The sequence below is a fragment of the Pseudomonas sp. H1h genome, assembly GCF_000633255.1.
In the GTDB taxonomy this organism is placed as follows: domain Bacteria; phylum Pseudomonadota; class Gammaproteobacteria; order Pseudomonadales; family Pseudomonadaceae; genus Aquipseudomonas.
Genome location: NZ_AYMJ01000031.1, coordinates 467,488 through 482,236 on the forward strand (window position 1 = coordinate 467,488; position 14,749 = coordinate 482,236).

The following is a 14,749-nucleotide window of genomic DNA, read 5'->3' on the forward strand; positions in this document are numbered from 1 at the left end:
AGTGGAAAAGCTACATTGGTCCGTTGATTCGTTAGTACTGCGGAACCAGACTTATTTTGGATTTGGCTGGGCTTTTCACGAAGAGAAGGTGATCGTAGGCGTTAAACTGGCGGTCAAGACCAAAAATGGCTCTTTTCAAGCAATTCCAGCTAGCTACGGGAATCCGAGGGAAGATGTCTCCTCTCATTTTTCCGGCAAGCAAAATGCCTTGCATTCCGGTTTTGTAATGTATGGTAGTTGTAAAGCCGATGCCGAAAGTGGTGATAACTTATTTCTTCTGATTGAGTTTGCCGATGGTACTTCGGTAGAACTTCCTGTCTCGGTTTCCTCGCTAATTTCTTTAGAGAAAACGTCAGCCAATGCGTTGCCATTGGCGAAACAGTTTTGGGCATTTTTCAAACGTGGCTTGTCGTTAATCAGGCAGTTGAAGTTTAAATTGTTGGTCGAGAAAATCCAGCGATATACTCGTAACCGTCCTTCGGGATCGTTAAATGATGTGTCGAACGCACGCAATCAGTTGGGTGTTACGGGCTCGCAATCCTCGGTCCTGATTATTGATCATGATCTGGGTGGCGGTGCCAACCATTATCGCGAACGGCTGGTCGCAGAAAAAATTCAGGAAGGGAAAGTTGTTTATATTTTCAGCTTCCATATTGCCACATTGTCTTATGTCCTCATGGTCAGGAAGGGCGCGACGAGTGAGACATTGTCGATTCCCGGCTACGAGTTTCTGATCGAGCTGTGCAAGTCGCTGAAGATTGACGAGATCGTCTACAATACGGGCGTTTCATTTGCACGCTCGGAAGAGATTCCACAACTTATTATTGAACTGAAAAAAGAGCTCAATTCAAAGTTGTTGTTGCTGGTCCACGATTTTTTCATGGTGTGTCCTTCACACTTCCTGATCGATGACAGCAACAAGTATTGTGGTATTCCCGACCTTAGCAAGTGCCAGTCGTGCTTGTTGAATAACCACAACGGTTTTACTTCGCTGTTCAGTGCTCGAGATATGCATCAGTGGCGAGCGCTGTGGGGAACTGTCCTCAGTGTTGCGGATGAGGTCCGTACCTTCTCCACCAACACGCTGGAACTGCTGTGCAAGGCTTATCCATCTATTGATTTGTCGCGCGCCGTGGTCAAGCCGCACGTGGTTGAATACATCGATTTTGGCGCAGTGAAACCTTCCCAGACCTCCGAACTCAGAATCGGGGTGGTGGGACAGATCGGGCTCCATAAAGGGGCTCAGATTGTCCAGCGTTTGTCTGAAGAGATCATGAGTCAGCAGCTTGATATCAAGATTGTCATCATCGGTTCGATCGAGACGCAGTGTGATGCGTCGGTGGTTACACAAACCGGCCACTACAAGCATGACGATCTGGCAAAATTGATCGAATCTTCGGGCGTGAATGTCATGCTGTTCCCGTCCATTTGGCCAGAAACGTTCTCTTACGTCGTCCAAGAGTTGATGGAAATGAAATTGCCCGTAGCCAGTTTTGATCTAGGGGCACCCGCAGAACGTCTTGCCAGCTATCAAAAAGCGCTCATACTCAAGAACTTCGACGTGCCGTCAGTTCTGAGTGAGCTGGTAATGTTTCATAAAAGAATTTATTCGGTTTAGGAGTATTGGAAATGACTCAAGTGCACGTTTTCACCAGCGCGGCATTCAACTACATTCCAAAAGTGAGGATGTTGTTCAATTCGCTGCGTGAGCACCATCCAGAATGGCGCCTGCATTTGGCTCTGGCTGATGAGTTGCGTGACAATATTGACCTGAGCAGCGAGCCTTTCGACGAGGTTATTCCCCTCAGCGAATTGAATATTCCACACTGGAAAGCCTGGGCGTTCTGCCACACCATCGTTGAGCTCGCCACGGCCATCAAGCCATTCACGTTGTCACGACTGCTCGCGTTGCCGGATACCGCCAAAGTTATCTATCTGGATCCGGACACCGTTGCCTTCTCGCGCCTGGATGACATCGTTGCTGCACTCGATGAGTCCAATGTCGTGTTGACGCCACACCAGATTACACCTGAGTCCAGCCTTGCCGCAGTGATGGACAACGAAATCTGCAGCCTGAAGCACGGTGTCTACAACCTGGGCTTCGCCGCCGTTGCAGCAACAGATACCGGTAAAGCCTTCGCCAACTGGTGGGGTGAGCGGATTTATCACTTCTGCCGTGCCGACATCCCGAATGGTCTGTTTACCGACCAGAAGTGGATCGACCTGGTACCTGCGCTGTTTGAAGGTGTCGCGATCATGCGCACACCTCGCCATAACGTCGCACCATGGAACCTGACCACCCGTGAAATCACTATTGATGACAACGGGACTTACCTGGTGAACGGCGAGCCTTTGGGCTTTTATCACTTCACCGGTTTTGACAGCGGTGCTCACCGCGTCATGGCAGCGAAAAATGGCGGTACCAACTCGGCAGTCAGCAAGCTGGTTAACTGGTACGACGATGAAACCAAGAAGCTGGCGGAAGATCCGCTTGCCAAAGAAGTGTGGGCCTACGGTCAATACTCTGATAGCACTCCGATCAGCAAGGGCGCCCGCGCTGTTTATCGTGAGCGTATCGACTTGCAGCGTGCGTTCCCGGAACCGTTCGATGCCACCGGTTACAAGGCTTGGTGGGAAACTCAGGGTAAGGTCGAATACCCGCAGTTCCACGACAAGAAGCAAGAAGCGGCAGCGTTGCTCGAGTTCTCGCGAGTGCTGACCCCAGGTTTTCGTGGTGGCATGGAAACCGTGGACTGGTCGCGCTTGGGTGGCCTGCTGAAGCAATCCATCATGAATCCGAGAACCGGTGGCGAGATGGCCAAGAAGGGCTGGGAAGTCCTGCGCAACCAGGGTCTTCGGGGTTTGAAGAATAAGCTCTTGGGTTAATGTTGCACATCGGCTAGCCCGTCATGCGGGCTGGCCGATTTTTTTATTGTCCTGTGTCCTGAGAATGGAATGAAGTCAGACGCACAGGGTAGTTCGACTCACACTGGCTTGATATTGCGATTATGACTACGGAAATTTTACAGCAGCGTCGATCTTTGCACTTTCCCTTGATCGATTTGTTAAGGGGATTTGCAGCTATATCTGTAGTGATTTATCACATCATCGAACACTTCTCATGGAAGGCGTTTCCAGCTGAGGGTATTTTGAGCTGGTTTCGAATTGGCTGGATGGGAGTTGACCTTTTTTTTGTAATTTCGGGTCTGGTGATCGGCCTCGCAGCGTTTTCAGGCATTGATAAGTTCGGTCCGCAAGGGTTTCGCGCGGATTTCATCCGGCGTCGTATCGCCCGGATCGTGCCACTTCATTACCTGACCATGCTTGTTTTCATCGCTTTCATTATGCCTGAGGTCATGTTTCAGGGATTTTGGGCAAATCTGCTTACGCATTTGTTTTTCCTGCATAACCTCTTTCCCGCCTTTCACGGTGCAATAAACGGCAGCAACTGGTCGCTGGGGACCGAGATGCAGTTTTACGCACTGATGGTGGTGGTTTCCCCGTGGCTGTACGTCGCTCGCATCTGGAAAGTGCTGTTTGCGTTTTTGATGGTGGCCTGGGCGTGGCGGTTGGGGACGGTCTGGTTTGTCGAGCCTGATGCAATGGGACCCTTCAAGATCTTTTTGGTCTCGACACAGTTGCCGGGGATGCTGGATGAATTCGCCATCGGTATTGTGATGGCGAAGCTGTTTCGCAGTGACTTGGGGCACAGGATTTTTGACTACTGTCAGAAGCTGCCTGTTGCGCTGGGCGTATGTGCCGTCGCCGCCGCAGTGTTTTATTTGATGCTTTCCATCTATTGGAAACACGCCAGTTTCTGGGACATCCCGGTGATGGTCGTGTTGTTCCGAACCTTCATTGCAGTGTCATTTGGCATGATCATTTTTGCTGCCTGCGTGATTACCCCAAGCGTCCAGGTCAAGCGCCTGTTGTGGCCGCTCACTTATCTGGGTGAGATCTCCTTCGGCATCTACCTCTGGCATCTTCCTGTGCTGCTTTCGCTCAAGCGTCTGAATTGGCTGAGCTTTGAACAAATTGTAGTGTTGGCTCTGGTGTTGACCATTACGCTGGCGTCCGTGTCCTGGCATTTCTTTGAGCGTCCACTGATGCAGAAATATGCCCGTTCGACTAAGAAAGTGTCGGTTCAGGAGTCTCTGCCGCAAGTGGAAAAAGCCGCTGTATAGGGCGCTAAAGATAAATGTGTTTCCAGTAACTGTTTTCTTTGCACATATCAGCGAAGTCACAGTTACTGCGAAACACAGTGTCCTTGGTCGACGAGAATTACAGGGTGACGGGTTGTGATGGATTATTATTTTTTGTGGATGCTGTTGATCCTGGTCATGTCGTTTGCACTGACACTTTACTTGCGTCATTACGCGCTGCACCGAAAACTTCTGGATGTCCCCAATTCGCGTAGTTCCCACTCAGTACCGACTCCACGTGGTGGTGGTGTGGCGTTTGTATTGACGTATCTTGTATTTCTGACACTTGCGTGGTTTTTCTCAAAGGTCGATAGTTCGACGCTTATGAGTAGCGCGGGAGCAGGGGCGCTCGTCGCAATAATTGGCTTTATCGATGACCATCGCCATATAGCTGCGCGTTGGCGCCTGATCGGACACTTCACAGCAGCCGTTTTGGTCATTGCTCCACTCGGTCCATTTCCAACGATCACGATGGCGGGTTTTGCGCTCGATATGGGCGTGATCGGGCTGGTGCTGTCTGCCGTCTATCTGGTCTGGATGCTGAATCTCTACAACTTCATGGATGGCATCGATGGAATCGCCGCAGTCGAAGCGGTGACAACCTGTCTGGGGATGGTTGTGCTGTACAGCATCACGCAGCATTTCGAGCTGATCCTGGCACCGCTGTTACTTGCCACCTGTGTTGCCGGCTTTCTGATTTTGAATTTCCCGCCTGCGAAGATATTCATGGGCGATGCTGGCAGTGGCTTCCTCGGCGTTGTGTTGGCCGGACTCTCACTTCAGGCCGCATTCAAGCAACCCGGGTTAATCTGGCCGTGGTTGATCCTGATGGGGGTGTTTATCGTTGACGCGACATTTACTCTTTTGAGGCGTTTGCTGCGGGGCGACAAAGTGTATGAGGCTCATCGTTCGCATGCTTATCAGTTTGCCTCTCGTCAGGTGGGTAAACATCTGCCGGTTACGCTGTGCGTAGGATTGATTAATCTTTTCTGGTTGCTGCCCATTGCATTCTGCGTTGTGCGGCTTGATTTTCCGGGGCTGGCCGGCGTGGTGTTGGCTTATGTTCCGCTGGTACTGCTGGCTATTAAATATCACGCCGGTGCACTGGAAGGCGCCACTCAAGGACCATGACAATGGCGCATCCGGCTGACGGGTGCTGTATTCTTCAGGGATATTGCCTGAGTCGTGGACTTAGTATCGAAAGTTGATGAGAACGAAAGCATTATGGATAGATTTCGGGCTTTGTTACTTGGGTTACCTCGCCGCAAGAAAAGGCTGATTCAGGTAGCCACCGATGTCGTACTCGTTTGGTTGGCGCTTTGGCTGGCCTTCATTGTGCGCCTTGGTGTCGACGATATGTACAACCCTCTCAGGGCGCATTTTTGGCTGTTCGTATCAGCGCCGCTGATCGCGATCCCGCTCTTTGTGCGTTTTGGCATGTATCGGGCAGTCATGCGCTACTTTGGCAACGATGCCTTGATCGCTATCGTCAAGGCCGTGAGCCTTTCGTCGTTGATCCTGGCCCTCGTGGTGTTCTGGTACAGCAATCACGAAGCCGTTGTCCCGCGTTCCATCATCTTCAATTATTGGTGGTTGAGCCTGGTCATCATCGGCGGTCTGCGCTTATTCATGCGTCAGTACTTTATGGGCGACTGGTTTACCGCAGCGCAGCATGTCCCCTTTGCCAATCGTGATGACGGCCTTACCAAGGTTGCGATTTACGGTGCCGGTGTCGCCGGCAATCAATTGGTGGCTGCACTACGCATGGGCCGCGTCATGCGCCCGGTCGCTTTTCTTGATGATGATGCTGGTATTGCCGAGCGTTCCATTTCGGGTCTTCAGGTCTACAAGCCCAAGCATATCCAGCAGATGATCGACATGACGGGTGCGCAGGAGATTCTTCTCGCGCTGCCATCGTCGACCCGTGCTCGGCGCAGGGAAATCCTCAATATGCTGGAAGGTTTCCCGCTCCATGTTCGCAGCGTACCCAATTTCACCGATCTGGCCAGTGGCCGAGTCAAGGTCGAGGATATCCAGGAGGTCGACATTGCGGACTTGCTGGGACGCGATGCCGTGCCAGCACAGCCCGACCTGCTTGAACGCTGTATCAAGGGCAAGACTGTCATGGTTACTGGGGCCGGGGGGTCGATCGGTGCAGAGTTGTGCAGGCAGATATTTTCGCTAGGACCGACCACGCTTTTACTGTTCGAGCACAGTGAGTTCAATCTTTACAGCATTCTTTCCGAGCTTGAGCCGCGTTGCACCCGTGAATCAATTTCTGTGCGCCTGCTGCCCATCCTTGGCTCCATCCGCCATCAGGACAAATTGCTTGATGTGATGAAGACCTGGAAGGTTGATACGGTTTATCACGCAGCTGCGTATAAACATGTGCCAATGGTTGAGCACAACATTGCCGAAGGCGTGCTGAACAATGTCATTGGCACGTTGAACACTGCCCAGGCCGCATTGCAGTCCGGTGTGTCGAACTTCGTACTGATCTCGACCGACAAGGCTGTTCGCCCAACCAATGTGATGGGCAGCACCAAACGACTTGCCGAGCTGACACTGCAGGCTTTGAGCCGTGAAGTCGCTCCGGTCCTGTTCGGCGACAAAGCCAATGTTTCCCGGGTCAACAAGACACGTTTCACCATGGTCCGCTTCGGCAATGTATTGGGATCGTCCGGGTCAGTGATTCCACTGTTTCATAGCCAGATCAAGTCCGGCGGCCCGCTGACCGTCACGCACCCGAAAATCACCCGCTATTTCATGACCATTCCCGAAGCGGCCCAACTGGTCATCCAGGCAGGTTCGATGGGGCAGGGCGGCGATGTCTTTGTGCTTGATATGGGCGAGCCGGTAAAAATCGTCGAGCTGGCAGAGAAAATGATCCATTTGTCGGGATTGAGCATTCGTTCCGATCGCAATCCTCAGGGCGATATCTCAATCGAATTCACCGGTTTGCGACCCGGTGAAAAGCTTTACGAGGAGTTGTTGATCGGCGATAACGTGGCGGCCACGCCCCATCCGATGATCATGACAGCCAATGAAGACCATCTCCCCTGGGACGCACTCAAGGTCAAGTTGAACGATCTGCTCGCTGCGGTAGATAGGGACGACTATTCCCGAGTTCGCCAACTCCTGCGCGAAACCGTCAGCGGTTATACCCCCGACGGCGAAATCGTCGACTGGATTTACCAGCAGCGCCGCCTCGAACCCTGATTGTTTCACATCCTGTAATAGACGCATTTTTGACACCTGCCCTCCATGGCCTAGGTTTGTAAGAGCAGCTTGGGAAAAGCTGCTTTCTCAAACGATGTCATGGAGCGTCATTTATGCGTAACGGTTTTTTCTACTCTCTGGTTTTTGCTCTGCTTACCGGTGCTTCAGTTGCCGTAATTGCAGCGCCTGCTGTTACTTCTTCCACCGAAAAGGCGGCGATGGTGACTGATGCCCAGGCGCAGTCCCCGAGTGAAAAGGTCGATCTCAACGGTGCAGATGCGGCAACTCTGCAAAAGCAATTGTCCGGGATAGGCGAGGCGAAGGCCAAAGCGATTGTTGCGTACCGTGATGCTAATGGGCCATTCGCGTCGGTGGATGAGCTGCTGGAAGTCAAAGGCATCGGCAAGGCGATTCTTGATCGCAATCGCGAGAAGCTGGAAGTGAACTAAGCTGATTATTCAACGCCAAGGGGCCGGTCATTGACCGGCCTTTCTGTTTTCGGATGCCGGAAATTCGGTGGAGGGAGGCTCACGCGTTTGTCGGTGAGTTGAAAATTATGGGTATCATATTGTCTTGGTATTATGCCTATAATAATTTCCGTCGCCTCCAGACCTGTGTGGGTTGGAGGTTAATGTTCCCCACTGTTTCAGGAGCACCCTCATGAATTCGGTTCAGTCTCAAGGTACCGCTGTTGTCACCGGTGCATCGTCCGGTATCGGTGCCGTTTACGCACAGCGGCTGGCGGCGCGGGGCTTTGATCTGCTGCTGGTGGCCCGTGATCAGCAACGACTGGAAAGTGCCGCGAGCCAATTACGCGAGGCCCATGGTGTTCAGGTCGAAGTGCTCAAAGCCGATCTGACGCGAAAGGATGATCTGCTGAAACTCCAGCAACGCCTGCGCAGTGATTCGAGCATCAGCCTGTTGGTGAACAACGCGGGTGTGGCAGCCAATGGACTGTTGGCCGATGCTGACGCCGAGCAACTGGAGCGCCTGATTCAGTTGAACGTCACCGCCGTGACCCTGTTGGCTGCGGCGGCTGCCGCCAGTTTCACTCAGGCTGGTCGTGGCACGATCATCAATATTGCCTCGGTGGTGGCGCTGTTTCCCGAGCGTTTCAACGCGACCTACAGCGCCAGCAAAGCCTACGTATTAAGCCTGACCCAGTCGCTCAACACCGAGCTCGAAGGCACCGGCGTCAAGGTACAAGCGGTATTACCGGGCGTTACCCGCACCGAAATCTGGGAGCGCTCGGGCATTGATGCCAGTGGCATTCCGGCGGAGATGGTGATGGAGGCGGGTGAGATGGTCGATGCGGCGCTGGCCGGTCTGGATCAGGGCGAGTTGATCACCATCCCGTCGCTGCCTGACGAAGGTGAATGGCAGTCCTTTGTTCGTGCCCGGCATGTCATGGCGCCGAACCTGTCGCGCAGTTCGGCAGCCCAACGCTACAAGAACTGATCAGAGGTAACTGTGGTATGAGTCAACGTCGAATTGTTGTTACCGGCATGGGGCTGGTTTCTCCTTTGGGCAGTGATGTCGAGATTGTCTGGCAGCGCTTGCTGGCCGGGCGTTCCGGCCTGCGTAACTTACCGGACGCGGTGATCGCTGATCTGCCGACCCGCGTCGGCGGCGTAGTACCGGCAATGGCGGAGGATGCCGAGGCCGGTTTCGATCCGGATCGTTCCACGCCACCCAAAGAGCAGAAGAAGATGGATCGCTTCATCCTGTTTGCCATGGAGGCGGCGCGGCAGGCGTTGGCGCAGGCCGGTTGGCACCCGACCGAGGACAAGGATCAGGTGCGCACCGCGACCATCATCGGTTCCGGTGTGGGCGGATTCGGTGCGATAGCTGACGCGGTGCGCACCACCGACAGTCGCGGTCCGCGTCGTCTGTCGCCGTTCACCATTCCATCGTTTCTGGTCAATCTTGCCGCTGGACACGTATCGATCGAGCACGGATTGAAAGGCGCACTGGGGGCACCGGTAACTGCTTGTGCCGCCGGGGTTCAGGCGATTGGCGATGCGGCCCGCCTGATTCGCGCAGGCGAGGCGGATATAGCGGTGTGCGGCGGGGCGGAGGCGTGCATCGATCGGGTCAGCCTGGCCGGTTTTGCAGCGGCGCGAGCACTGTCCAGCGGTTACAACGACACCCCCGAACGCGCCTCACGGCCGTTCGACAGTGGGCGCGATGGCTTTGTGATGGGCGAGGGCGCGGGCCTGTTGGTGATCGAATCGCTGGAGCATGCGCTGGCACGTGGAGCGCAGCCCTTGGCCGAGCTGGTCGGTTATGGCACTACCGCCGATGCCTATCACCTCACCGCCGGGCCGGAGGACGGTAGCGGGGCACGTCGTGCCATGGCGCTGGCATTGGCGCAGGGCGGTGTCACGCCCGATCAGGTGCAGCATCTCAATGCACATGCGACCTCCACGCCGGTCGGCGATCTTGGCGAGTTGGCAGCCATCAAGGGGTTGTTCGGCACAGAGAATAAAATCGCCGTGACCTCGACCAAGTCAGCCACTGGGCATTTGCTCGGGGCAGCGGGCGGGCTGGAAGCGATCTTCACCCTGTTGGCTATACGCGATCAGATCGTGCCGCCGACGCTCAATTTCGATAACCCCGATCCTGCGAGCGCGGGCGTAGACATCGTCCATGGTCAGGCGCGTTCGATGCCGATCGAATATGCCCTGTCCAACGGTTTCGGCTTTGGCGGGGTGAACGCCAGTGTGCTGTTCAAGCGTTGGCAGGCTTAGTCCTGTGATTGCTTGAGGTGATCGCGAGTGACGTCGAGGATGCGTTGGGCAAACTCGGCGTCAGCGACACTGCGTGACAGCAACAGCGCGCCGACCAGCGTCGACATGATGACGATGGCCTCGTCGGCGCTGTTGTCTTTGAGGGTGCTCTCGATCTGGTTCAGTCGGGCAATGAGTACGGCATCACTGGTCGGACTCGGATGGCCGCGCAGGCCCAGTTCTGAAGAGATCGTCGGCAGCGGACAGCCTTCGTGCGGGGAGGTCTGGTGCCATTCGGACAGGTAGGTGTCGATAAACGCGTGCAGCGGGTTTTCCTGGGCAAAGATCTCTGCGCACAAACCGTCGACCTGATCGCTCGCCTCCTGCAGGGCTTTTTCGACCAGTTCATCTTTGGATTTGAAGTGTGAGTAAAAGCCGCCATGGGTCAGCCCCAGTGCTTTCATCAGCGGCTGCAGACCGGTGGCGCCGATGCCGTCCTTGCGAAATCGCGCCGAAGCTTCCTTGATGATTCGTTGATGGGTCTGAGCTTTATGATCTTGCGAGTAACGCATGTGGAACTCTCCGCAACAAGACCGCCATCTTAACCAAGGAAAATGACATGGTGACTGTACTTCTACTTCTTAATAGCGCGCCGCTCAGTCCAACATGATCCTTGAGGGCACTACCGGACATACGCAGCCAGTAAAAGTCTGTACAAAAACAAACCCCGCCTGTTCCGGCGGGGTTTTTATTCAACGATCCTGTGCGTCCTTGATGTCCGCTTCGGCGTTGCGCTGCGCAACGCGCTTACGTTCTTCATCGGTCAGTTCGACCTTGTTGGCGGTGTCGCGCAGCATCATCAATCCGCCAACGATCGAGCCGATTGCAACGACCAGAATCAACCAGGCATACCAGGGCATAACGGCTCTCCTTAATGGCAGCTCGACGGGCGAGGGTTTCACCACAGACGCTGCATACCACTTTGAGCGAAGTGAGTTCGCAGTGGTTCCATTCTAGGCCGGTTATGCCCGGTGCACCCGAAATCCCTCAACGACCCGTCAGCATTGCATCCGCTGGGGCGTCAGCACGCAATTGACCGGTCAGCAGGAAGTAGCCGAAGCCGACCGCCATGAAGCCAAGAAAGATCAGCCCGATCAGCGCGTTGAACCAGGCCATGGCGACCAGGCACACCACTGCCAGCACCAGCGCAATCATCGGCACCAACGGATAGCACGGCGCACGGAAAGTACGCTCCAGATTCGGTTCGCACTTACGCAGTTTGAACAGGCTGAGCATGCTCATGATGTACATCACGATAGCGCCGAACACGGCCATGGTGATCATCGCGGCGGTGAGGGTCATGCCGCCGAGGTTGATCAGTCCGTCGCTGTAGATCGCGGCAATGCCGATGATGCCTCCGGCGATGATCGCCCGGTGTGGGGTCTGGAAGCGCGACAGTTTCGCCAGCGAGGCCGGCAAATATCCGGCGCGGGCAAGGGCGAAGAACTGTCGCGAGTAGCCGAGGATGATCCCGTGGAAACTCGCCACCAGACCGAACAGGCCGATCCACACCAGCATGTGCAGCCACCCGGAGTTGTCGCCGACCACGGTTTTCATTGCTTGGGGCAACGGGTCGTTGATGTTTGCCAGCGTGCGCCAGTCACCCACACCACCCGCGAAAAACATCACGCCCATCGCCAGCAGCACCAGCGTCAGGATGCCGCTGATGTAAGCCTTGGGGATCGTGCGCTTGGGATCCTTGGCCTCTTCGGCTGCCATGGCCGCGCCTTCGATGGCGAGGAAAAACCAGATCGCAAACGGAATCGCGGCGAACATCCCGGCAATCGCCGGTGCACCGAACACATCGGAACCGGCCCAGCCATTGAGCGCAAAACTGCTGAAGCTGAACGCCGGCGCGACCACGCCCATGAACACCAGCAATTCGATCACCGCCAGCACGCAAACGATCAGCTCGAACGTCGCCGCCAGTTTCACCCCGAGGATATTCAGGGTCATGAACACAACGTAGGCACCGACCGCTGCGTGTTTCGGGTCGAGCGCAGGAAATTGCACATTCAGATAAGCACCAATTGCCAGCGCAATAGCCGGTGGTGCGAAGACGAATTCGATCAGCGTCGCCAGCCCGGCGATCAGTCCGCCTTTTTCACCGAACGCGCGCCGGCTGTAGGCGAACGGGCCGCCCGCGTGAGGAATCGCCGTAGTCAGTTCGGTGAAGCTGAAGATGAAGCAGGTGTACATGGTGGCGACCATGAACGAGGTCACCAGAAAGCCCAGCGTGCCGGCTACGCCCCAGCCGTAACTCCAGCCGAAATACTCGCCGGAAATCACCAGCCCGACGGCGATGCCCCACAGGTGCAGGGTGCCCAGCGTGGGTTTGAGTTGTGTGTTCATGCGCATGCTCCCTGAACGGTTTGGAAAGCTCGGGGGAGGGCGTGTGCAGTGGGCGTGCCATTGCTGTGAAACGAGTCGTAATGAGTTGAAAGCTGTCGTATCGGGGATGTTCGCGGCGCAATAACGGCTTTTTGTGCGCCAGTTGAGTGCGATGTTGACGGTTATGCCGTCTTCGCGAGCAGGGGAATGCATTTCAAATTGTGCGAGCGAGCCTGCTCGCGAAGAAGCCCGGCCTGACGGCGCAAAAACCTGCTGTAACGCCCGCATAAACCCACTCTTTACGCTTTCTTTATGCCCCGCCACACCCCTCGGTCTCGTTCCTTTACAGCCTCCTTTCCGACAATGCCTCCACACGCGGCAATACGCCGTAACACGGAGATCTTCCATGAGCGTTCTGGACGGGGTGTCCCTGCTGTTGGCAGCCGGGCTGTTCATTTATCTGTTGGTTGCGCTGTTGCGCGCGGACCGGAACTAGGAGCGGCTATGCACAGTTATGACTATTGGCTGATCCTCGCGTTTTTCGCGGTGGTCTTGTTGCCGGCGCCGTTCCTCGGGCGCTTCTACTACAAAGTGATGGAAGGTCAGCGCACCTGGCTGACGCCGATTCTCGGCCCGGTCGAGCGCGGCTGCTATCGCATTGCCGGGGTTGATCCACAGGCTGAACAGAGCTGGCAGAAATACACGCTGGCACTGCTGGCGTTCAACCTCGCCGGTTTCCTGCTGCTGTTCGCGATCCTGTTGTTTCAGGATCACCTGCCGCTGAACCCGCAAAACCTGCCGGGCCAGGAATGGACTCAGGCATTCAACACCGCGGTCAGTTTCATGACCAACACCAACTGGCAGTCCTACAGCGGTGAAGCGACCCTCAGCTACCTGAGCCAGATGGTCGGTCTCACCGTGCAGAACTTTGTCAGCGCCGCCACCGGCCTCGCCGTGCTGGTTGCGCTGTGCCGTGGTATCGGGCGCAAGTCGACCAAGACCCTGGGCAACTTCTGGGTCGACATGACCCGCGCCACTCTCTACGGCTTGCTGCCACTGTGCCTGCTGCTGGCGTTGTACCTGGTGTGGCAAGGCGTGCCACAAACCTTCGCGCAATACGTCAATGTCGTGACGATGCAGGGTGTTGATCAAGTGATCCCGCTCGGCCCGGCGGCCAGCCAGATTGCGATCAAACAACTGGGCACCAACGGCGGTGGCTTCTTCGGCGTCAACTCGGCGCATCCGTTCGAGAACCCGACCGCGTGGAGCAACCTGTTCGAAGTCACTTCGATCATTCTGATCCCGGTGGCGCTGGTGTTCACCTTCGGCCATTACGTCAAGGACCAGCGTCAGAGCCGCGCGATCATCGCCTGCATGCTGGCACTGTTCCTGATCGGCGGCGCGACTTCGCTATGGGCCGAATATCAGCCTAACCCTGCGCTGAACAACGTCGCCGTCGAGCAGACCGCACCGCTGGAAGGCAAGGAAGCGCGCTTCGGCACCACCGCCACCGTGCTGTGGTCGGTGACCACCACCGCCGCGTCGAACGGTTCGGTCAACGGCATGCACGACAGCCTCAACCCGCTCAGTGGCATGGTCGCGCTGGTCAACATGATGGTCGGCGAAGTGATCTTCGGCGGCGTCGGTGCCGGGCTCTACGGCATGTTGCTCAACGTGCTGATCGCGGTGTTCCTCGCCGGCCTGATGATCGGCCGCACCCCCGAATACCTCGGCAAGAAACTGCAGGCGCGGGAAGTGCAATTGCTGGTGGTGACCTTGCTGGTGATGCCGGTTGGCGTGCTCGTCCTCGGCGCCATCGCGGCGGCCCTGCCTGGCCCGGCGGCGACCATCAGCAACCCCGGCCCGCACGGTTTCAGCCAGTTGCTATACGCCTACACCTCGGCCAGCGCCAACAACGGTTCGGCCTTCGGTGGCCTGAGTGCCAACACGCCGTTCCACAACCTGATGCTCGGTCTGGGCATGTTGATCGGGCGCTTCGGTTACATCCTGCCGGTGCTGGCACTGGCCGGTAGCCTGGCGATGAAGAAAACCGCACCGATCGGCCAGAACAGCTTCCCGACCCATGGCCCGCTGTTCGTGACCTTGTTGACCGTGACCATTTTGCTGGTGGGCGGCCTGACCTTCCTGCCGACCCTGGCGTTGGGCCCAATCGCTGAACATCTGAGCATGGGCTTCTGAGGACTCAAT

General features: G+C 56.0%; 13 protein-coding genes. 10 read left to right on the top strand and 3 right to left on the bottom strand.

What is annotated here, in order from left to right; genetic code table 11:
• The first annotated feature begins 1 nt into the window (after nucleotide 1).
• The 8 genes from U862_RS0126130 to fabF all read left to right on the top strand — a co-directional run bounded on the left by U862_RS0126130 (nucleotide 2) and on the right by fabF (nucleotide 10,171).
• Nucleotides 2–1,618: a glycosyltransferase gene (locus U862_RS0126130; RefSeq protein ID WP_025113101.1), complete on the top strand. Its 1,617-nt coding sequence runs from the start codon at nucleotides 2–4 to the stop codon at nucleotides 1,616–1,618.
• An 11-nt stretch (nucleotides 1,619–1,629) separates the two neighbouring features.
• Nucleotides 1,630–2,886 (top strand): hypothetical protein, encoded by a 1,257-nt coding sequence (locus U862_RS0126135; protein ID WP_025113102.1) that lies wholly within the window; start codon nucleotides 1,630–1,632, stop codon nucleotides 2,884–2,886.
• Between the two features lie 122 nt (nucleotides 2,887–3,008).
• Complete coding sequence (locus tag U862_RS0126140) at nucleotides 3,009–4,184, top strand: acyltransferase (protein ID WP_025113103.1); 1,176 nt, start codon at nucleotides 3,009–3,011, stop codon at nucleotides 4,182–4,184.
• Between the two features lie 117 nt (nucleotides 4,185–4,301).
• A complete protein-coding gene (locus U862_RS0126145; protein WP_025113104.1) occupies nucleotides 4,302–5,333 on the top strand; it encodes a glycosyltransferase family 4 protein in 1,032 nt (343 codons plus the stop codon).
• A 93-nt stretch (nucleotides 5,334–5,426) separates the two neighbouring features.
• Nucleotides 5,427–7,421 carry a nucleoside-diphosphate sugar epimerase/dehydratase gene (locus U862_RS0126150; protein WP_025113105.1) on the top strand — a complete coding sequence of 665 codons (1,995 nt, stop codon included), beginning with the start codon at nucleotides 5,427–5,429 and terminating at the stop codon, nucleotides 7,419–7,421.
• A gap of 113 nt (nucleotides 7,422–7,534) precedes the next feature.
• Nucleotides 7,535–7,870, top strand: a complete 336-nt coding sequence (locus U862_RS0126155) for a helix-hairpin-helix domain-containing protein (protein WP_025113106.1) — start codon at nucleotides 7,535–7,537, stop codon at nucleotides 7,868–7,870.
• A gap of 211 nt (nucleotides 7,871–8,081) precedes the next feature.
• The gene (locus tag U862_RS0126160) at nucleotides 8,082–8,879 is read left to right on the top strand and encodes an SDR family oxidoreductase (protein WP_025113107.1); all 798 of its coding nucleotides are present in this window, start codon (nucleotides 8,082–8,084) and stop codon (nucleotides 8,877–8,879) included.
• A 17-nt stretch (nucleotides 8,880–8,896) separates the two neighbouring features.
• A complete protein-coding gene (gene fabF / locus U862_RS0126165) occupies nucleotides 8,897–10,171 on the top strand; it encodes a beta-ketoacyl-ACP synthase II (protein WP_025113108.1) in 1,275 nt (424 codons plus the stop codon).
• Here fabF and U862_RS0126170 read toward each other — a convergent pair.
• The 3 genes from U862_RS0126170 to eat form a co-directional block, all read right to left on the bottom strand.
• A complete protein-coding gene (locus U862_RS0126170; protein ID WP_025113109.1) occupies nucleotides 10,168–10,722 on the bottom strand; it encodes a TetR/AcrR family transcriptional regulator in 555 nt (184 codons plus the stop codon). The genes fabF and U862_RS0126170 overlap by 4 nt on opposite strands.
• 180 nt (nucleotides 10,723–10,902) lie before the next feature.
• The gene (locus tag U862_RS29840; RefSeq protein WP_003226857.1) at nucleotides 10,903–11,070 is read right to left on the bottom strand and encodes a DUF2897 family protein; all 168 of its coding nucleotides are present in this window, start codon (nucleotides 11,068–11,070) and stop codon (nucleotides 10,903–10,905) included.
• A gap of 127 nt (nucleotides 11,071–11,197) precedes the next feature.
• The gene (eat, locus tag U862_RS0126180) at nucleotides 11,198–12,562 is read right to left on the bottom strand and encodes an ethanolamine permease (RefSeq protein ID WP_025113110.1); all 1,365 of its coding nucleotides are present in this window, start codon (nucleotides 12,560–12,562) and stop codon (nucleotides 11,198–11,200) included.
• A gap of 385 nt (nucleotides 12,563–12,947) precedes the next feature.
• Here eat and kdpF point away from each other — a divergent pair, with 385 nt between their 5' ends.
• Both kdpF and kdpA read left to right on the top strand, forming a co-directional pair.
• Entirely contained in the window at nucleotides 12,948–13,037 is a 90-nt protein-coding gene (kdpF, locus tag U862_RS29225) for a K(+)-transporting ATPase subunit F (protein ID WP_007963673.1), read from the top strand.
• Nucleotides 13,038–13,045: 8 nt separating this feature from the next.
• Nucleotides 13,046–14,740: a potassium-transporting ATPase subunit KdpA gene (gene kdpA / locus U862_RS0126190; RefSeq protein WP_025113111.1), complete on the top strand. Its 1,695-nt coding sequence runs from the start codon at nucleotides 13,046–13,048 to the stop codon at nucleotides 14,738–14,740.
• The last annotated feature ends 9 nt before the right edge of the window (nucleotides 14,741–14,749 follow it).